The sequence below is a fragment of the Dorea amylophila genome, assembly GCF_025567265.1.
Classification (GTDB): domain Bacteria; phylum Bacillota; class Clostridia; order Lachnospirales; family Lachnospiraceae; genus Dorea_A; species Dorea_A amylophila.
On the sequence record NZ_JAOQJW010000007.1, the window covers coordinates 40,236 to 61,636 of the forward strand.

Annotated in this window: 16 protein-coding genes; all 16 read right to left on the reverse strand. The window is 41.6% G+C overall.

Translation table 11 applies throughout. The annotated features are described in order from the left end of the window. Positions 1–22: 22 nt before the first annotated feature. The gene (locus tag OCV72_RS05625) at positions 23–2,137 is read right to left on the reverse strand and encodes a type IA DNA topoisomerase (RefSeq protein ID WP_055282526.1); all 2,115 of its coding nucleotides are present in this window, start codon (positions 2,135–2,137) and stop codon (positions 23–25) included. Positions 2,138–2,209: 72 nt separating this feature from the next. Continuing rightward, positions 2,210–2,875: a CD1107 family mobile element protein gene (locus tag OCV72_RS05630; RefSeq protein WP_055282528.1), complete on the reverse strand. Its 666-nt coding sequence runs from the start codon at positions 2,873–2,875 to the stop codon at positions 2,210–2,212. Then, the gene (locus OCV72_RS05635; protein WP_029730842.1) at positions 2,865–3,200 is read right to left on the reverse strand and encodes a DUF4315 family protein; all 336 of its coding nucleotides are present in this window, start codon (positions 3,198–3,200) and stop codon (positions 2,865–2,867) included. The genes OCV72_RS05630 and OCV72_RS05635 overlap by 11 nt, the downstream gene beginning before the upstream one ends. Before the next feature lie 16 nt (positions 3,201–3,216). Beyond that, on the reverse strand, positions 3,217–5,646 hold the full coding sequence (locus OCV72_RS05640) for a C40 family peptidase (protein ID WP_055282530.1): 2,430 nt from the start codon (positions 5,644–5,646) through the stop codon (positions 3,217–3,219). A gap of 5 nt (positions 5,647–5,651) precedes the next feature. Beyond that, positions 5,652–6,098, reverse strand: a complete 447-nt coding sequence (locus OCV72_RS05645; RefSeq protein ID WP_055282532.1) for a hypothetical protein — start codon at positions 6,096–6,098, stop codon at positions 5,652–5,654. Then, positions 6,067–6,858: a class B sortase gene (srtB, locus tag OCV72_RS05650; RefSeq protein WP_029730839.1), complete on the reverse strand. Its 792-nt coding sequence runs from the start codon at positions 6,856–6,858 to the stop codon at positions 6,067–6,069. The genes OCV72_RS05645 and srtB overlap by 32 nt, the downstream gene beginning before the upstream one ends. A 16-nt stretch (positions 6,859–6,874) precedes the next feature. Beyond that, positions 6,875–9,700: a VirB4-like conjugal transfer ATPase, CD1110 family gene (locus OCV72_RS05655; protein ID WP_055282534.1), complete on the reverse strand. Its 2,826-nt coding sequence runs from the start codon at positions 9,698–9,700 to the stop codon at positions 6,875–6,877. Beyond that, on the reverse strand, positions 9,681–10,049 hold the full coding sequence (locus OCV72_RS05660) for a PrgI family protein (RefSeq protein WP_029730837.1): 369 nt from the start codon (positions 10,047–10,049) through the stop codon (positions 9,681–9,683). Before OCV72_RS05660 ends, OCV72_RS05655 begins: the two co-directional genes overlap by 20 nt. A 24-nt stretch (positions 10,050–10,073) precedes the next feature. After that, positions 10,074–10,943: a VirB6/TrbL-like conjugal transfer protein, CD1112 family gene (locus tag OCV72_RS05665; protein WP_055282538.1), complete on the reverse strand. Its 870-nt coding sequence runs from the start codon at positions 10,941–10,943 to the stop codon at positions 10,074–10,076. Positions 10,944–10,970: 27 nt separating this feature from the next. Then, positions 10,971–11,183, reverse strand: a complete 213-nt coding sequence (locus OCV72_RS05670) for a Maff2 family mobile element protein (protein WP_005421639.1) — start codon at positions 11,181–11,183, stop codon at positions 10,971–10,973. A 147-nt stretch (positions 11,184–11,330) separates the two neighbouring features. Next, on the reverse strand, positions 11,331–13,268 hold the full coding sequence (locus OCV72_RS05675; RefSeq protein ID WP_055282540.1) for a VirD4-like conjugal transfer protein, CD1115 family: 1,938 nt from the start codon (positions 13,266–13,268) through the stop codon (positions 11,331–11,333). Then, positions 13,265–13,783, reverse strand: coding sequence for a PcfB family protein (locus tag OCV72_RS05680; RefSeq protein ID WP_029730832.1), 519 nt, complete (start codon positions 13,781–13,783; stop codon positions 13,265–13,267). The genes OCV72_RS05675 and OCV72_RS05680 overlap by 4 nt, the downstream gene beginning before the upstream one ends. Before the next feature lie 31 nt (positions 13,784–13,814). Further along, entirely contained in the window at positions 13,815–14,723 is a 909-nt protein-coding gene (locus tag OCV72_RS05685; RefSeq protein ID WP_276554499.1) for a DUF6017 domain-containing protein, read from the reverse strand. Then, positions 14,716–14,958, reverse strand: coding sequence for a hypothetical protein (locus OCV72_RS05690; protein ID WP_029730830.1), 243 nt, complete (start codon positions 14,956–14,958; stop codon positions 14,716–14,718). Before OCV72_RS05690 ends, OCV72_RS05685 begins: the two co-directional genes overlap by 8 nt. Next, entirely contained in the window at positions 14,948–15,094 is a 147-nt protein-coding gene (locus tag OCV72_RS05695; RefSeq protein WP_172677208.1) for a hypothetical protein, read from the reverse strand. Before OCV72_RS05695 ends, OCV72_RS05690 begins: the two co-directional genes overlap by 11 nt. A 94-nt stretch (positions 15,095–15,188) precedes the next feature. After that, positions 15,189–21,083 (reverse strand): SpaA isopeptide-forming pilin-related protein, encoded by a 5,895-nt coding sequence (locus OCV72_RS05700; protein WP_055282544.1) that lies wholly within the window; start codon positions 21,081–21,083, stop codon positions 15,189–15,191. Positions 21,084–21,401: the final 318 nt, after the last annotated feature.

Sequence of the window (21,401 nt, forward strand, 5' to 3'; positions counted from 1 at the left end):
TATTCCTCCTTCCGTCAGTTCTTTATTTTTTCTTTTTGTTGCTGTTTGTTTTCTTTTTAGGAAATTCCAGACTGAATCTGGCTTTTCCATCTTCCACCCCAAGTACAAGGTCAGCATCAAATTTGCTGTCTTTTTTCTTGGAATACAGTCCTTTTACATGAGTACGTCCCCTTTTCAGAAGCTCCACAGCCATCTTTTTATCCATTGATTTTTTCATACTTTCCAGAAACCTATTTGACTTCCATAAAGCAAACGGACAGCTTCTGTCAGAACAGTAATAATTGATCTTACCCTCATATACATCGGAACCGCATATTGGACATTTCCCGATTACTTCCCTTGCAGTCTGAAAACGACTTCGTTCTTCTTCCGGAATCGCCCTGCATACAGAAAGGATCTCAGTAATCATAGATACAATCCCATCCATAAATTCATCATCCCGAATTTTTCCCTTTTCCATCATCAGAAGCTGATTCTCCCATTCTGCTGTCAGGCTTGCAGATTTCAGATTCTCCGGCATTACATGAATCAGCTCACAGCCTGCCGCCGTAGGAAGAATCTGTTTTCCTTTACGTTCTGCATACCCGGAAGATACCAGTTTCTCAATAATATTAGCTCTGGTTGCCGGTGTCCCAAGTCCCTTTTTCTCTGTTTCAGAATCAAATTCCTTATTTCCCGCTGTTTCCATCGCAGCAAGCAGAGTATCTTCGGTAAACATCTTCGGTGGGGAAGTGTAATGGGTACTCTTCTCTGTTTTCACAGAAGCAAGAATCATTCCCTCCTCATACCCTTCTGGAAGTCCTGTCTTATTATCTGGTTCATCAGATCTCTTATCCTTCACACAATATTTCCGAAAGGCTTCTTCCACTTCTTTAAATCCCATCTGCACAGGCAGCTTTCCTTTCGCAGCAAATTCATGTTCTTTGCACTGTACAGAAATTTCAGTCTGCTCATAAAGGTAATCTTCTCCGGTTGCCTGTACAAGCTGCTGTCCAATCAGCATCATAAGATTTTTCTTTCCATCTGAAAGTCCTCCCATACCTTTTTCTACTGCCTCTTTTGTCAGCAGGATTGCATGGTGGTCTGATACTTTTGTATTATTGATTACACGCTCTGCATTTCCTCCAGACTGTTCAGATTTCAAAAATGGGAGAAAATCTGTCATTTCATCTGCAAGTGTTTCTACCGTTTCTTTCATATCTTCCGTTACATACTGGCTATCCGTTCTCGGATATGTAACCATCTTTTCCTCATACAGTTCCTGCAGCATATCCAGTGTTTTCTGAGCGGTGTATCCAAAATAACGGTTCGCCTCTCTCTGCAGACTGGTCAGATCATAAAGTTTCGGCGATGAAATTCGTTTCTGCGCCTTTTTTACTTTTGTAACCATTGCTTCTTCCCCATCACAAAGTTTTCTTAATTCGTCTGCTTCTGCTTCAGACTGGATATTTTCTGATGTTACTGTAAGTTTCCCATCTGACAGAGAAACCTTATAATAGGCTTCTTTCTTGAAATGCTCGATTTTCTCTTTTCTTTCTGTCAGCATGGAAAGCGTTGGTGTCTGTACCCTGCCGACCACCAGGCGTTTAAAATATCTGGTTGTATAGGCTCTCGTTGCGTTCATTCCGATCAGCCAGTCTGCCTGCGCTCTGCACACCGCAGCATTACAAAGACCTGCGTATTCTTTCCCGTCCTTTAAGGTCTGGAAGCCTTTCTGAATTGCTTCATCTTCCATTGAACTGATCCACAGACGCTTCACTGGTTTTTGACAGCCTGCCAGATCATAAACTCTTTTAAAAATCAGTTCTCCCTCTCGCCCGGCGTCACAGCCATTGACCAGATACGCCACATCTTCCCGATTCATTAAGCTGCACAATACTTCAAACTGCTTCTTTTTATCCTCTGATACCTGCACTTTCCATACTTCCGGGATGATCGGTAAATCCTCAAACTGCCATTTTTCATATTTTTCATCATAAATTTCTGGTGGTGCATATTCTGCCAGATGTCCCAGGCACCAACTGACAATGCAACTGTTCCCTTCCAGATAGCCGTCCGCTCTCTGAAATGCAGATAAATTCTTTGCAAGGCTCTGTGCCACACTTGGTTTCTCTGCAATCACTAAAAATTTTGCCATATTTTCCTCCTGTTCCTGTCAAAAAGGCAGTCCCAAAAGAACTGCCCTTTCTCCATACCTTATGATTTTTTGTTATTTCTGCTGATTCTCTGCATTTTCTTCATCTTCATTGATGTAACTGTCATCAGCAAATTCCAGACCTTCCTCTACAATGCCGTCCTCTTTTTTCTTTCTCAATTTTCCAAAAGCGAACATGCCAAGACCACCCAATGCCAGCGTTGCAACTGCTCCCAAAGCAATCCAGCCAATCATCTTGTTAATGCCAGATTCCTGCTTTACCTCTGTTTCCGGCTGTGCTGTAGTTTCCGGTTCTGGTGTTGTAGTCGTTTCTGGAAGAACAACCGCAGATTCCTCTTTCTTTTCCGTTTCTTTGGTTTCATCTAAGAACTCTGCCAGGTCATTTTCATCCACAAGTGACATCATGTACACATTTTCAGAAGTACCGGAACGGTCAATGACCATATAAAAGGTATTTCCATTCTTTGTCTGTACAGTCAGAAACTGCTTGGTACTGTCATTCTCCTTATCATCCACAAGCTGTCCGTTTCCCGGTGTAGAAAACGGTGTTCCTTCTGTGACAGGCTGCTCTGCAGGCTGTTCTTCTATGACCTGCTCTGTTGCTTCGGTCTGCTCTGCATTTTCATTTGCCTGTGCAAAAACAGTCACACTGGCAGAACCAATCAGCATCGTAGCTGACAGCATGACCATCAAAATTTTTTTCATTACCTTATTCTTCATCTTCCAAATCCTCACTTTCTTCTACCTGTCCGGTTGCCACATTTCTCTCCAGACTCTCTTCTTTCTTTGCATCTGTTTCGGAACTGTCCATAGAGAGATTGCCCTCCTCATCAAACTGCATGGTAACTGTTCCGTTCTGAATCCCATCCAGAAAAGTCAGCATCTCCCGGCTGTCCATTTTCATGGAACGGATCGCCTTGATGATTTCTGCATCCTCCATCTGCTTTTTCTGGATTTTCAGTTTCTTTACATATTCCTGTAACTCCAAAATCTTATCTTCTGTTTTCTGAATATCATCCAGAACCTTTTTCAATCGCATATTCATGTTTGTCTACTCCCTTCTAATGAATCCTGCCAAATGCCATAAAATGCTGCTGCCAGTAAGAACTTGCAATACTTGTATACTGAATCGGATTTCCACAATGGATCATCATATTATTTCCTACATAAATTCCAACATGGCTCGCTCCCGGCGTATCATAAGTTCCCTGGAAAAAGATCAGATCTCCCGGCTTTGCATCAGATGGAGATACATAGGAGCAATAAGACCGAAGCCCATCTGCCGTTGTTCTTCCTACATTCCAGCCATTTCCGCAGTTATTGATTACCCAACATACGAAACCGGAACAATCAAAACTGGTAGATGGAGATGCACCGCCCCACACATACGGATAACCCAGATATTTTTCTGCTTCCCGAATCATCTTGGCAAACTGCGGATCAGAAAGTGCTTCTGCCGGAATATCATATCCAAAGCCCGCCCCGCCTGTCGGAATACTGTTAATGTCAAACAGATAATCACGATTTCCATAGTATTTGTTGTAAGCGTCATACTGCTCCTGCTCTTTATCCGTCATACGGTTTCTTAAAACTGCATCCAGATTATGGTTCGTGAGTGTTACATCCAGACGGTTCACTTCTCTTGTCGTTGTTACTTCCACTTCCTGACTTCCGTTGCTGTCTGCTATGTATGCTTCCCAGGTCTGATGCCCATGTGCTGATGCAGAAGCATGATCGCCATAATATACATCAAACTGAACACCATATCTTGCAAATGCTCCCGTATCTTCTACTACATATTCCACTCCATTCATAATGACATGGGTTCCCATTGGCACAAATGGATTGGAAGCATCTACTGCAATCGTATGATTAGCCTGTGGATATGCGCCACTTGCAGTCGGACCACCACTCCACTGCCCGCAACAGATTGAACAGTTACAATATCCGCTGGTAACCACCTGTCCCAGTGATTCCCCAACCCTGACCTTTTTCTTTTCTGTTACAGTTTCTCGTGTCGAGTCCGTATACAACCCATACTGTTCCTTAAAAATCTCCTGAATCTCATCTGCAACCTCTGCATAGGTAAAACCGCCATACTTGACTGTCAAGTAAGAAATAAGCTGATACGGGTTGTGTCCAATCTCATCAATCTGGAACTGGAACTCATCATAGTCAGAATGGTTTGCCTTCATCTGATTGATCTGCTCATTCAGTGCATTTTCCAATGCTACATAAGCGTTTTCCGCAGCATAAATATCTTCATCCTCACTGGAATAACTGGTAGAAATAATGGCATTGGAACCTCCCTGGAATAATGCAGCGCAACTTGACAGACTCGTTGCCATCAATGCAAAAAGCAGAACCATAACTCCTATCGTCAGAAGGATATTCCGGTTCTGCGCCACAATCTCCTTGACTGCTGCCTTGGCTTTCTCCGTAAATCGCTGTGCATTTACAAACACTGCGTCTTTCGCAGCCTTTCCCTGTTTCGCAGCCTGATACTGTTTCTGGTAACGCTTTTTCTGCAGTAATTTCTTTAAGGCAGACTGTTTTTTCTGCTCTGCTTCTTTCTGAACCGCCTTTTTTGCCTCATTGGAAGCACTAGTTCCAAACTGCAAGCGGGATTTTTCCATTTCTTCCAGCACAGATTCCCTTAACCGGTTATTTCTCTGCCGGTTCTCTTTTAACCGTTCCCGGACGTAAATTGACTTTCTTGCAAGACTTTCTCCCGCAAGTTCCATTTGCTCTGCTGCATCAAGAGCCGCATTATCGTCGGTATCCTCTCTGATCTTTTTCTGACCATAGGCAGATGCCGTTTCAGAAACAACGGTTGCACCCTTTCTTGCCATACCACTGCCTGGAATCATACCTTTGCCTTCATCTTCAAAGGAAAGACGGGATTTTGATTTCTTCTGTTCTTTTAGCGTCTGTTCCCTTTTCGTCTTGACTTTGATCTCTTCCCGAAAATCTTCCATTGATTTTTCATCAACTTCTGACTTTTCATGGTAGCGTTTCTGCTCTTTTGCTGCATAGGCTGTGACCATCTTTTTCTTTCGGCTCTGCCTGTCTGGTTCCGGTGTTTCAGAATCACGTTCAGCATCCTGTCCCGGATGTCCCCGGATACTTTCTTTACGAAGTCTGGAACGTGAAACAGACGGAGATTTCTCCCCGTCTGCCTTATCCTCACTCATTTCTGAGTTTTCCATTTCATCCGCTTCCGCAATTTTTTCCTGTTCCAGAAAAGCGTGTCTTGACTGTAACCTGTGTTTTCCCTCTGTTCCTTCCTCTACTGGCTCTTCTACAATATGAGACTTTCTTACCTTTCCAAAATCCAGTTCCTGTTCTCTGTGTCCGGCTGTCTTCTTCTCATCTTCCTCACGTCCGGTAATTCGCTTCTCCTTTTTACTGCGAAGATTTTCTTCCCGAAGTCCATCCCGGCTCATCTTCTGGACAGTTTTATCCCTTGCTTTATATTCATGCTCCTGCATGGTCATCATCTCCTGATTTCATAATTTTTGTTCAGAAACGTGTTCCATCTGTTTTCAATGGCAATCGCCTTATCCTTTAATTTCACTGAAACATCAGAAAGACCACTCTGTAACTCTCGCCCCTGCGTATCTGCAAGCAGAGCCAATGAATCCATTACTTCTAACAGACCAGCAATACAAAGCATATCCTTATGCGCCATTTCTAAAAGTGACCTTTCAGATTCCCCATAAGCCCAGTAGTCTTCGCTGTCCCAGTCCCAAATACCTCCTGTTCTTGCTTTATCTGGTTTAGAATCCGGCTCTACACTGTCCTGCTCATTATCAAAAAAATCATTTTCATCGCACTTAATTTTCTCTTCCGGTTCTTCCATATCACTTATCTCATCAAACCAGTCCTTCGTCAGATCTTCGCAGCCAAATTCAAATTCTTCCGGTTCTTTCTCGGCTTTCATTTTGCTGAATTTTTTTTGCAACCACGACCATACGCCCATTCCGCTGTGAATATTCGCATGTGGACAATGTAAGCAGCTTGTCCCCATATTCTGCTGTGATTCCGGTTTCATAGATTGCTTTTCGCTTAATTTCTCTAATAAAGTACTCATAATCTGCCCCTTTCTGTGCTTTTATAAAACTGTAATAGTTAAAGTCATTTCCGGTATAAACCGGTGTTGTAAATGCTGATAATATCTGATACTGTTCATTTCCCCATATGGTACGGAACAGGATTGTTGGATGCTCCTCATAAAATCCCTTGTCTTTATATTTTTCAAGATCAGCAAACATCTTCCCACTGTTCATATGATGCCCATAGATAATCAGGTTGTCTGAATCTCCCGGCACACATTCCTCAGCAAGAAACAGACAGCCATTTGCTGAGTAGTCCCCATTAAAATCCCGATGCAGATAATAATTCTTATCTCCGGGCCTGTACATAACTGGGTAGTCTATCTTTGTTCCCTCAATCGTAAGCCACCCAATACAATCTGGATTTTCCTCATGCAATGCCAGTATTCCAGCATCTACTTCTATAAAAGAATCGCCGGAAGAATTTTCTCCCGGCTCGTCCTCTTTCTCCTGCATAAGTTCCTGCAACTCTTGCTGTAACTGATTGTCCTGTCTTTCCTGTATGAACATTCCCATCAGAAAGTAAATACTGATAGTAAGCAAAATAATCGAAACAATCATCAATATTCCTGCTATAAACCGCCTCACTCTGCCACTCCTCCTGTTAATCGTCCCTGTCTTTGATGCCAAGTTTTTCACGTTTTTCCACATCTTCCGGTTTCGATGACATTAACGCATACAGCATAAGAGAATTATCAAATCTGTCCTTAAACGGAATAATTGTATTTCCATAAAAAATCAAGCCTTCTCCTGCTCCACTGTTTGTCACATAGGAAAGCTGATGCGGAGAGATGTTAAGCTGTTTGGCAAGAATCTGTCTGTCCCCGGATGCCTGGTTAAGCATCAGAATAAAATCAGAGTTTTCAAAGATGTTCTCGATTTCTCTTGAAGCAAGCAGGTCTTTTACATTCTGTGTGATACCAGTCGGAATACCGCCCCACTTACGGAACCTCTTCCAGATTTCCACGCTATATGCTGCTGTCTGTTCTTCTTTCAGCAGCAAGTGAAACTCATCAATGTAATATCTGGTAGATTTATGTGCAGCACGATTGACTGTTACCCTGTTCCAGACCTGATCCTGAACAATCAGCATACCAAGTTTTTTAAGTTGCTTACCAAGGTCTTTAATGTCGAAACATACCAGACGGTTATTCAACTCAACATTCGTGCGATGGTTGAATACTTTAAGAGAACCATTAACATAGATTTCCAGTGCCGTTGCCAGACGCTGTGCCTCTGGTTCTTCCTGCTTGCGAAGCAGATTGTATAAATCCTCCAGTATCGGCATCTTCTCTGGAACCGGATCTGCAAGATAGTCCTGATATACCAAGCGGACACAACGGTCAATAATCGTCTTTTCTACTGGCTCCAAGCCATTCTTCCCACCTACTACCAGTTCACAAAGTGAAAGAATAAAATCTGATTTCAGAGATAACGGATCGTCATCATCCGCATAATTGGTGTTAATATCCATCGGATTGATATAATCATGACTAGTTGGCGAAATACGAACAACCTGTCCATTGAATGCCCGGACTATGGGAAAATACTCGCCTTCTGGATCACAGATAATAATATCGTCCTTTGTCACGATAAAAACATTGGTAATTTCACGTTTTGCCGCAAAGGACTTACCAGCTCCCGGAGTACCCACGATCAAGCCATTCGGGTTTTTCAGTTTCTTCCTGTCAGCCATAATCAGGTTGTTAGACAAGGCATTCAGACCGTAGTAAATGGATTCTCCACCCATAAATAATTCCTGTGTCGTGAACGGAACAAAAATCGCTGTTGAAGTTGTCGTTAATGCTCTTTTAATAGGAATCCAGTTTTTTCCAAGTGGCAGACTGCTCATAAGTCCCGGTTCCTGCTGATAATCAAGCCTCTTTAATGCACAATTATATTTCTGTGCAATACCTGCGGTCTGAAATACCACATTTTCCAGTTCCTGTTTATTTTTTGCAGTATTTAAAAACACCACCGTCACAAGAAACATTCTCTCATTCCTGGATTGCAAATCTTCCAGAAGCCTCTTTGCTTCCCCTCCGTAAGTATTCAAATCAGACGGGATAATATCCATATCATATCCGGAACGAACTGCTTTTTTCTGCTCCTCAATTTTCATCCTGTTAATATCTGTAACCTTTGCTTTTACCAACTTAATCGCTTTCATCTGGTCGATGGACTGGATGTGAAGATTCACAAGCAGATTGCAGTCCATTTCCAGAAATTCCGCAAGCATTTTATCAGTCAGCTCCGGTGCCAAAATCTGCAGGTAGGATACTGCCCCGATAGTATCTCCCATCTGAAAATCTTTTCCGTTCTTAAACACAAAACTGGATGGTGCGATATAGTCCTTGGTATTCAGTCCGGTACGCAGCACATCGTCATAGCTGAACCGAAACGGAACTTTATTGTCCTGGTTGAACGTTTCATACATAATCTGCAAACGCTCCACGCCATTCAACGGATAAGCAGACACCCCTAATACCTTAAAGTTATTGAGAATATCCGTTTCGATACGCTCCAGTTTCGGTTTTGCTTCCCGGATATTGTCTGCTTCGATTCCAAATGTAAGATACTTTGTTCTGACAAGACCATTATTTCCCTTTGCCAACTGGTTTCTGAGCATCTGAGCAAACTCCATACGCAGATCATCAAAACTGTCATTCTGCTTCTTAATGCGAATCACATCTTCATATTCTGCCATATTGCTGTGATGATTGATAAAGGACAACTGGAAATGAATCGTACTGTCAAAATAGTTCAGGAAATCACACCAGTTTTCAAAAATCGCATTTTTATCTTCGTTCTGTGCCAACTGATAGTTAATATCATAAAAACGGATGGTCTTGGAATAATAACCATCTTCCACACGACAGATACCGTCTTTTCCCATTTCTCTGTATGGAATAGACTGTTGTGCGGTAATCTTCTTTTCTTTATTTCCACCACTCGTATTCCTGTTTACTTTTTTTACAGCTCCCTTTTTACCATTGGATTTTACAGAAGATGACACTGCTGGTTTCGTCTTCTTTTTATATTTATTCTCTTTTTTCGCCTGTTTCTTTGCTGCTTTTTCTTCACGAGCTGCCAGCTTTGCCTCCTGCTTTGCACGTTTTTTATCTTCTTTTTCGTGTGCCTTATGAAGTTTTGCTTCATACTTCTGTGCTTTTTCCCAGGCTCGCTGCTCTCGTCTGCTTAATTTACGTCTTGGTCTGCGGATACCCCGATGTCGCTCCAGTGCTTCATACCCTGTAACCATAGGTACTCCCTTCAAACGCTGTCTGTCCTTGACAAAATCTTCTGCTTCATCCATGGCAAACACTGGTAAACCATCAGCAGAATCTGCTTCATCTAACCACCAGTCCTCTGGATAAGAAGCATCTTTGGCATGTTCTGGCAGCAATTTATCATTTTCTCTTCTTTCCACGAACTGTACCTCCCTTCGATTTTGTTATAATTTTTCTTTTCTCATACATATTTTCCACCTCATACTTTCGCAACGGAGGACGGATAAATTTTACTGTAATCATATTTTTCAGGACTTTTTCTAAAGGAAGTCCGTCTTTCTCATACATGGCAAACAAAAAAGCCGGAAGCATCAACAAACACATTCCGGTTGCCGCATTACTTGAACCAATCAATCCTCTTGCCAGGAAATAAAATGGAAGCCCTACTGCCGCTGCAATGCCAAGACAGATAAGCTGACGTTTTGTGAGGTTCAGAATAATCTTATTTTTAACTTTCGTCAGATCTTTGGGTACTGATACAAAAGCCATTTTCTATCATCTCCTTTTTTATATTTAATGTGTGTTAAACACACTCTTTGAGAAATTGGCTGTTTTCATAAGGCTGAAGCAAAGTACAACCGTATAAGCCATTACACTGAGCAATGCTGTATGCACGTTATCTGATACCTGTATATTAGCAACCAGTACGGAATAAATGCCCACACACACCATGATAAAAAATCCCTGGAATGCCAATGCGAACAATCCTCTTAAGTAATTGCTGCCAATCTGTCCCCATTCCCGATTGCTCATTGTTGCAAACGGAATTGCACCGATGGACGAATACAAGTAAATCTCAATCATACGTCCATAAAGAATGACCGTTATAAAAACGGAAATAACCTTTAAACACAGGCTTGCCAGAAGTGTTTCCAGTGCCAGTATGACCAGTTCCCCTACTTCCATTGATTCCATTGCCGTTTCCATTGAAGTGACCACCGAATCAATATTAATTGCTGTCTGATGATTGATCACTCCTGATGCCCGGTTCACTACATTCTGGCCCACATCAAAAATTGCCATAGTAATTGTGAATGCATTACTTACGAACCAGACTGCAACCCACATTTTAAAAAAATATTTGAAGAACATCCATGTATCAATGTCATGCATGTTGTTCTTCTCTGTGAGCATGGAAATCAGCTCATAACACAGCACAAAGGTTATAATCATCCCGGCAATCGGCACGATCACAGAATCTGACAGATTCTGAATCAGACTAAATATACTGCCATTCCATCCCTGGGGCGTTTGCCCAACCTGACTTGCAATATCACCGGTTTTTTCATTTACATCGGTAAACATGTTCGTCAGGTTTGAGCTGACCATGCCTGTAAGGAGGTTACGCATCCATTCTTCTATGGACTCAAAAATCTTATCCATGCGTGTTCTCCTTTCTTACTGCCCCGGCTAAAATAAATTCGCCAGTAATGGTACAAGCTGTGTACCGATTAAAACGACACCTCCACCTGCCATAAGCTGCTTGATTCCCTGTGACTTCGCACCCGGATTATCATTACCATAACCTTCCAGAAGATTGATAACTCCCCAAACTGCAAGTCCTGCTCCGATTGCGACAACGAGTGTCTGTAATATATTAATTGCTGATGTAAAAAACGCCATAATCTATGTTCTCCTTTCGTAACTCCTGTTTTTCATTGTGATTTTTTACTGGTTACTACTCGGAGGGTTCCGCCCTGATGGGCGGTCTTTCATGCTTGTGCATATCGCTACCTCCCAAAAGGGCATAAAAAAAGAGCTATGTATGTTTTACGTTACATGCCCTGTGCCTTCATTTTCATTATTTGATTGTTCTTCCAGTTCACTGCCTTCATACATATAAAGGTCAAACTGTTCTTCCGGATCTAACCGGACTTCCATCTGATGTTTCATGTATTCTTCCACATGGAACTCATTCTTTTTATCATAATCGGATAACTGCTTATACCGTTTATGTTTTGTAATGTCAAATTTATCACTGTAAAACGGACGGACACCACGAAGCTGTAAAATACACTTGTTACCGTCCATGACTGCCAGTTCATCCCGACTCATCAATTCTTTTCCTGTTTTCTGATAGTTCAAACCGTAAGATCTGCTCTGTCCTCTTGTATCAGAAGTGTTATATAAGTCAATGGTTTCCTTACCCAGTGTTTCTGAAATTTCTTTCAGAGTGGTACTTTCCTTACCTCCCAGGAACAACATTGTGTCACAATTTCCCGTAATGGTTTCGGCTGCATCCTTGTAAATTGTCTTGAGCTGCGACTGGGACTGGAGTATAATGGAAGCAGAAATTTCCCTGCTTCGGATCGTTGCAATCAGCTTGTCAAACTTCGGAATCTGACCAATATTTGCGAACTCGTCACAAAGGATTCTCACATGATAAGGCAGTCTTCCATGATGAACATCATCGGCTCTGTCGCATAACAGATTGAAAAGCTGACTGTACATCATAGCAACCACAAAGTTAAAAGTATCGTCTGTATCCGAAATTACAATAAACAGTGCCGTTCTCTGATCTCCAATCATATCCAGTTCCATTTCATCATAAGAAGTCAGTTCCCTAAGTTCCGCAATATCAAACGGAGCAAGTCTGGCACCACAGCTGATCAAAATCGACTTTGCCGTTTTTCCTGCAGCCAGTTTGTATTTTTTATACTGCCTTACTGCAAAGTGGTTCGGCTCGTCCCTTTCCAACTCCTCAAATAACAGATCCACAGCATTTTTAAACTCTTCATCTTCTTCCCTGGTTTCACTGGCATTGATAAATTCCAGCAGGGTTGAGAAATTCTGTTCTTCTTCTGGTGCTTCATAATAGATATAACCAATCAAAGCACAATACAGCAGACGTTCCGCTTTCGTCCAGAAATCCTCGGAAGATTTTTCTCCCTCGCCCTTGGTATTTACCATGATTGTATTTACCAGTTTCAGAATATCTTTTTCAGAACGAATGTAATGAAATGGATTATAATGCATACTCTTGGAAAAATTGATGGTATTCAGCACCTTGATTTTGTAAGGAGCCATTACCACCCTGCCATTTTTATCACGCAAAATTTTTCCGTTTTTATCTTTCTTCGGTGTCCCTCTTGCTAACATTTTACCACATTCCACGATAATCGTTCCCTTTGGATCGGTGACCACAAAACTTACATTGTCCGGCATCTGCATAAGCTGCGGTTTTACATAAAATCGAGTCTTACCGCTACCAGATCCACCTATCACTATAATATTCTTGTTTCTGGCGTACTTCGGTTTCTTTGGTCTACTGTTCATGGTCAGACGTTCCGTTTGTGTCAGCAGAATATTATTCTCAAAAACCGGATCAATAAAAGGTGCTATATCCTTTTCATTTCCCCACCTGGCAGAACCATATTCCTCCCCCTGGCGAAACTTCTTTCCATTCTTTCCCTTGAAATATACCACTGCCCATATGCCAACTGCTGCGATTGTTCCCGCAACCAGACTTTTCAGCTTCATGCTTGGCAACAGCTTCTTAAAAGCTAATGGATAATTCATAAGAAGAATCATCAGCCTGTCTACTACTGTACTGCCCCTGCAATACTGATAAAGCCAGGTACATTTATTTACCACATAAAACACAACCACATACGGTATATGTAGCAGAACCTTTTTTATTACTTCCACATTCGGGGGACGCACCTGAAAACCTTTCAGTTTTTTCTTTATATTTTTTATCCCACTCATAATGTTGGCTCCTTCTGCTTCTCTTTTGATTTCTCCCGTTCTCTCTGTTTGTCCTGGTTACGGGCTGTGATTGCCTGCTGTAATTTCTTACGGACAGATGGTTTCTTGGTTTTATTCAGTGTCTTTCCGGTAAACTCCCGAAATGCTGCTGTCATCACCTCCACATCTCTCGCCTTAAAGAAAACAAAATATCTTGGTGGATCTACAGACTTATCACGTTTTAGGCTGAAATCAATACCATATTTTTTTGCAACCTTTTCAAAAGCCTTAATGTTATTATCTGTAATCTCAATGTTGGAAAGTTGAATATTCTGCTGTGTCAGCTTCTTTAAACTCTGCTTTCCATGATATTCTTTATCCGGAGGTGCCTTTGTCTGCTGTTTTCTTGCTTTCTCTGCTTTTTCTTTCTCCACTGCCGCCAGAAAACGCATCATTGCCTGTTTCAATAAACGGACTGTTACTTTTCCACCAGTGATACATAACGATACGGTTTTCTCATTTACTTCTTCCTGCAATAGAATCACTCCCTTCCTGAAAATCTAAAATTCATATATTCCCTTCGTACATATCATGCTGCACCAAAGATGAGTAATAATTGCTGATGGTCAGCGGTGCATTATATAATACTGCCAACAAATACTGACGCATATTTACTACTTTACTGGTATTTTCTTTCATGCAATGCAATACGAACCGAATATGCTCTGCATCCAGTTTTAAAAACTGGCTTTTTACTACGGATAAAGGTTTTCTGTCCCCTCCAATCCGTATAAACTCCTGTTCCGAACACACCACATCTACCATTAACCCCACAATCTCATCCAACATATGCCGGTTGAAATCATCTACGATATAGTCATATCCAATGTGTTCAAGGATAATCTGCTGATAAGCATTCCTTTCAGCTTCTTTCCTTTTCACTTCACTGGCATCTGAATAGAAAGAAAGATACTCTGTATCGTTATTCTCAGTATTACTAACCTCTATATCATTACCTGGCAGTTTACACCTGTCTGCATCGGTCATTTGTACCTTTCCTGAGAAGTCATTTTGACCTGTCTGGAAGTTCTCTTTGAACCGTTCTGGTGATACGCATTTTTTTACATAGATTCTATCGGGATTTCCCAATCCCTGTCTGACTCTCGTAATCAATCCGATTCCTTTCCGGTCATCCAGTTCCTTTAACAAGCACCGGACTTTTTTTACTCCACATCCCATAAGCCCTGCTATCTGCTCCTGCGAAAAATATATATACACTTTTCCCTCCGAATCCATCCACCGATTCTTCACAGATAACTGCATCCGGTCTAGCAATAGACCATACAACAACTTAGCTTCACAGGTCAGTTTTCCAAATACCGGACTGGTAAAGAGAATCTTGGGAATCCGATAGAACGTATACTGTTCTGCTTCCTCCCCGTAGTGATACGGGAATATGTATGTATCCTTATCCAGATTGTTTTTTCCTCTGCTCTTTTAGAATTTTAGCCATGCAATAGCCAATACATGGATTTCTTCCATACGGACAGCCTTTGCATGGAACCCAAAACCTGTGTGCCGGATCTGGATCAGGTGGCTTTTCAGGGAGCTGATAAAAGCATCTCATCTGCCTGCATTCCTTTTTCTTTTCATTCCAGAAATAACAATATTCACAGGATTTCGGCTTGTCCTCTGCATATCTAATCGCCATCGCTTTCTGACTCCTTTCTCCTGCTCAGTTTTTCCAACATCTGATCTTCCTGTGATGCTACTCTCAGACAGCAATACATCACAAAATTAACTGCTGCAATAATTGCTACAACCGCTATAATTAATACCTGTTTCATAATACATTCTCCCTTCATTTTTCCTAGTATTAACCAGAAAGAGAGCATTTATGAATCTTTTTCGTCCATAAATGCCCTCTTAACTAACTGATTTTTATTTCTTCTTTCTTGCCACCCATACCGCTGACACTACACCTGCCATACCTGCTACTGCAAGCAGAATCCAAAGCAGCATATGTGTATCATCTCCGGTTTTCGGTGTATCTGTTACCTGTGTAGATGGTGTTTCCGGTGTTGATGTTTCTTCCGGTTTTACCTCATCTTTCATCACAACTTTCTGAATCTCCCCGGTATCTTCCACTGTGAACTTCACGTCCTCAGCTATCAGATAACCATTAGGGGCAGATTCTTCCCGAAGTGTATACTCCCCAATCGGAAGCATTTCAATGTAATGCGGTTTCTCCTCAGAAGTCCAACTCTCTACCGTTTTACCGTCTTTGTCGAGAATTGTCAGTTTTGCGCCCGGCAGTTCCTTACCGGAAATATCCGTCTTGGAGATCTCTACCTTGGTAATATCGTCTTTCATCTCGATTTTCTGTGTTTCTACGGTATCTTCAACGGTAAATGTAATGCTTTCCGCTGTCACAAAACCATCTGCTGGTTTTGTTTCTGTCAGGGTATACTTCTGTCCGACTACCAGTTCTTTGATGATATGAGCTTCTTTACCGGAAATCCAGGAATCTACAACCTTACCGCTTTCATCAGTTACCTGTAACTTGGCACCTTCCAGCTCTTTTCCATCTGTCAGGGAAGTCTTGGTAATCTCAATTACTGTCGGTTCATCCTCAAAAGTAAATGAATAAAATACTTTTTCCTTTTCCGCACCTTCGTACTCAAATGTAAACTCCTGTGTTTCATCTGTCGTTGCAAATCCAGGTGCCGGGGAAGTTTCCTTGATATAATACTCAAAACCAATCGGTAAATCTGCTGTAAAAGTCAGTTTTCCTTCTTTATCCGTTGCCAGTTCTTCAATCACAGTATCCGCTTCCAGAATAACTTTTCCGTCTGCTCCTGTAATATCATTCTTGGCACAAAGGGCAAATACTGCACCTTCCAGTACACGATCCGAATCTTTCTCTTTTTTCACAACTTCCACTTCCGCTTTCTGGCGATTGTTCTGCCAGTCAGCAGAGTAAGTGACTTCTGCAGTATCCTGATCACGATATGTCAGGTCAATCTCTCTTGCCTCATTATCCAGCACAAAACCATCCACTGTAGCTTTTTCTTTGACATAATATTTGCCAAGAGGAAGTCCGGATAACTTTGCAATGCCGGTATCATCCGTTGTAATGGTTGCTACCAGTTCATCTTTTTTATAATAATCTTCACTTTCCCCGTCAGCAGATTTCACGTCCTCTAAAGCAAATACTTCAAAGGTAACATCTTTCAGACTGCCTGTTACATACTGGAATAAATGGCTGATCCATCCTCCAACAGAATCCAATGCCGTTACTTTATCCAGAAACTCTCCATTTTTATTGATGATGATCGTTCCTGTCGGCACATCATCTTTCATTTCCACTTTCTGGATTTCCCCAGTATCCTCAATCGTAAAAGTGACCTCTTCTGCCTTGAGGTATCCATAAGGAGCTATTTCTTCCCTGAGAGTATAGGTTTCCCCTACAGTAAGCCGTTCAATCATATGCTGCTCACCTTTTACAGACTTCCATGTATCAACTACATTTCCATCTTTGTCCAGTACCGTAAGAGTCGCACCAGATAATTTCACGCCAGTAGTCAGGTCAGACTTGGAAACCACAACTTTTGTAGGCTGATTTTTAAGTACAGAAGATAACTGCACGACCTTAACCTCCTGTCCCTGGTACTCTGCCTTTACTTCCAGAACTTCATCTGAAAATACATAGCCATTCGGTGCTGCCAGTTCTTTGATATAATACTCTCCAAATGGCAGATCCTGTGTAAATACAGCCTTTCCATCTTCTCCGGAAACAGCTTTTCCAAGAAGTGAGCCTGCTTTCACAATCACAGTTCCATGAGCTTCTATGTCATTCTTCGCATAAAGTCCAAATTCTGCCCCTGCAACTGCTTTTTCTGTATCAGCATCCTGTTTTTCCACCGAAATTTCTACCTTCTGGCGTTCATTCTCAAAAGTAGCTGTCTGCTCAATGACAGGTGTTTCCTGATCTTTGTAAGTAAAAGTGACTGTCTGTGCTTCGCTGTTTAAAACAAATCCTGTTGGCGCAGACGTTTCCACAATCTTATAACTTCCAAGTGGAAGATTCTTCAGGACCGCTTTTCCCTCTTTATCGGTTGTAACAGTTTTTACAAGTGTTCCGGCTGCATATTCCAGAATACGGTTTCCATTGTCATCTTTCTGGAAATCAGCGGTATAAATATCCTCCGCAGCATAAATGGCAAACTCTGCTCCTTCCAGATTTTCTGTCTGATATGTAAAATCATCCTTGAATCCGTCCAGAACTTCGCCCTTTTTCACGATAGTCAGTTCTCCCTTAACTGGATGGTTCTCATAAATTGCTTCAATGATCACATCCCCGGAAGTTCCATCCATCTGATATGCAGTATTAGAATCAACTGTTACCTCATAATAATTTTTATTCAATGTGTAACCGAACGGGGCATTCACTTCCTCAATACGGTAATTTCCGATTTTCAGATTCTGCGGAAGAATCAAATATCCCTGCTCATCTGTAAAATAAGATTTGTGCTTAACCGTTGTCGGATAGGTTGTAACCTGCTCCACATACTTCTTATGATCCAGGTCATAAATCTTAAACTCTGTATTTTTCTGTAATACTGGTTTCTTAGTTTCATCATCCTGTTTGATGATTTTCAGCTTTGCTTCAAACTCATCATCCAGAAGTACTCTCCACGTCTGTGGCTGGTTCGGATTATTCTCTGTGATACGCACTGTAAAATCATCTACCGGAGTATAATTGTGAGGAGTTGTAGTTTCACGCACAATATAAGTTCCATATGGAAGTGCGATACTGCAAGCATAACCCTTTTCGTCTGTGAACATTTCTGTTGCACCATTTTCCCCGATCACAACTGGTGTTGCAGAAGCAAACTCATAGTTTCCGTCTGCTTTCTTTGTCAGGGAAGATTCCAGATATGCCGTAAATCCGGCACCTTTCAGCAGATCAGCGTCTGTTTTTCCATTATTGGCTGCTTTGATGATCTGGAACGGCTGTTTCATTACCTGCTCCAGTGAAGTGCAGTCACGTTTAACCTCTGCTACCAGATCGCCTTCATAATTGCAGACCAGATCATGTTCTGTTTCGTCTGCCAGATAACCCACTGACGGACTAATCTCTTTCACATAGTAATCTCCAAGATACAAGCCATCTACAGAAGCCTGTCCATTCTTATCTGTTGTAAGAGTAGCAACCTGCTCCCCGGCTTTATAGATCACACCGGTAATACCGTCCGGATGAACAATATCATTACGAGCGTACAGTCCATAAACTGCTTTTTCCAGTGTCGCATCTCCCTGTGCAACCGCCTGTTTTGTTTCCGCATCTCTCTTTTCCAGAGAAATCTTTGCTTTGACTCTCTCATTTACAAATATATGAGTGAATGAAACTTTCGGCTCACTGTCACTGGTATATGAGAACTTAAATGTATAAACATCTTTAGAATTTCTCAAATATCCCTGTGGTGCCTGTTCCTCTTTGACTACATAAGAAAATCCAATCGGAAGATCTGCGTTAAATGCCGCTTTTCCATCTGCTCCTGTCGTTAATTTTTCAATCAATGTGCCTTTCTTCACTACTACATTTCCGTCTGCGTTGGCAATATCACTGCCAGCATACAGGGCAAACACACCTCCAGATAACGGATTTTCGGTATCCTTGTCTTTCTTTACAACACTCACATCTGCCTTCTGTCTGTCATTTGTGAATATCACATCAGAAAAGACTACTTCCACATTCTGTCCAGCATAGGAAAGTGTAACTGTCTTTTCCTCTCCAGCATTATAAAAGTTCTCCGGTGCCTGCATTTCTTTGACAACATAAGTTCCAAGATGCAGATTTTTCAGGATACAAGCACCGTTTTCGTCTGTCGAAAGGTTTTCTTTCACAAGATCGCCTTTGCTGTAAATCTTCGCACCATAGGCAGAGATAATATCTTCTCCTGCATATACATTATAAACAGCACCTTTCTGACGTCTGTTTTCATACTGGAATACTGTACCATTCTCGCTGACATCTGCCCCTGCAAGAACCTGTCCTTCTTTATATACAGTCAGTTCGCCAAGCTGCTCTTTATCCGGTACCGTTGTTGTCGTGGTCTTACTTGCTACCAGCTTCACATTGTAAGCGGTTGTATTTACCACATAACCTTTCGGTGCTGTGATTTCTTTCAGATATACCGTATCCTGTGTTTTTACAATCGTTGCAGAAGATTTGCCATTGCTGTCTGTTTCCGGCATTGTAGTAATCAGATTTTTGCAATCTGCATCACTGTAAATACCAAATACGGCTCCTGCAAGGTTTACATCTGCTGCTGAATCTTTCTTCATAACTTCTACAGTTGCAAGTTCAATCCAGGATACTTTAAAATCCACGTATTTTTCATCATCCACGCCTTCACCAAACACCAATGCCAGATCCTGATTTCCAGATCCTGTAGAAATCTTATAAGCTGAATAATCTTTAGTAATGCTTCCTTTCATTGTTGTAGACCAACTCTCTGCCACATCACTTACCTGTGTCAGTGGTGCTGATAGATAAAACTTCGTACCACCGCAGATTTCAACATTTGCTCCAGCTTTGCTTGTTTTTCCTGTTGACAGGTTATGAAGTTTTACACCTGCAGGGAGTTTCATAGTAATTGTCTGTAATGCATCTGCCTTAAATGTTATATCCTTTGTTCTCTGACTGTTACCCTCTACATAGGCTTTTACGTTTGCATCTGAAAAAGACATTGCCACTGATGGAATATCCGGTTGAGAAACGCAATAATTATAAAGTTTCTTTGCAAGATTCTGTGCAGTGCTGTTTGCACCTGAAAAAGCGTCTCCACTACCATTTGCATAAGATGCTGCAAGGTGTACCAGAATAAATTTGGCTCCGGCACTTAAATTGCCGTATCCATTCTCTTCTGTGAAAAATCCATCATCTCCAGAAGCTTTTGTGCCATAATAACATACCTTAGCAAGTGCTTTTCCATCTCCCACCTTATTAATTGTATAAGTTCCACTTCCTGGTCCTGGCTTTGATGGCTGTACACAGTATGCTGTGGCAGATACATTACCAAATTTCACAGTATACTGATAAGTAAGGTAACTACCATATCCATAATCTGCGTAACGATACATGGTTCCCCTTGTAACAGAAACCTGCTGTGAACTTCTTGCATTTCCTGCAGAAGCCATAAAGGTTACGGTTTCTCCTGCATCCATTGCATACAGATCAATTCCATTTGTCTCTGCCTGTTCTAGCACTTCAGACACCGTAAGTTCAGTTTTCGTATCAACTGTGTTTTCCCGGTGCGACTCTGAATCGTCATCACTCTGCTCTGTATCTCCAGTGCCACTATCATCGTCCACTGTAATTTCAGAAGAACTCTCTGATTGCATTTCTGTTTCAGGTTCTTTTACAGTGATATTTCTGCTGATTCTGTAAGATGGATGACCACTTACCGGCTCTACCGCATATACTGCCTTGTAGGTGTCCGGTGTATGTGTATCGAAATCAGCTCCGGATTCATTTTTTGCTTCATGGAACATGATTTTTATTTTACTCTCATCCACTCCGTCAATACCGGACAGATCTACTTCCACTTCAAATTCCTGTCCATAGGCAAGTTCAATGTCATTTGCTGCTACAATTTCATCTGGATCAAGCGAATCCTGTACCTCTTTTAATTCCGGATACTGCTGCTCAAACGGTATTTCTTCCGGTTCTAATTCCGATGCAGAAACAGCTACTGGCTGAACGATTACAGACGCTAACGTGGCAACTGCCATGACTCCTGATAAGAATCTTTTGAACTTCATTTTCATTTTGACTTAATCCTCTCTTTCTTCACTTATCATCGTTTTTCTTTTCAGCAGGTCTATACCTGCACTATTCAATCATTGGAACCACCTCCCGATGTTTTTGTTACTGATACCTGTACATTTCTGAAAAGATAACAGCACATGCATATAGCGGCACCTGCACTAAGCGAAGCACCGCCACATGGTATCTGCTGTCATCTCCATAAAAAATGGAAATAACAGTTTTAATAAGGATCAAGCATTTAAGCCGCAAGAGGCCGTTCCTTGTAAAAGTGCCTTTCAGCCGTTTCTCTTTCACGTTCTCTCCGAATCCTGGCCGCT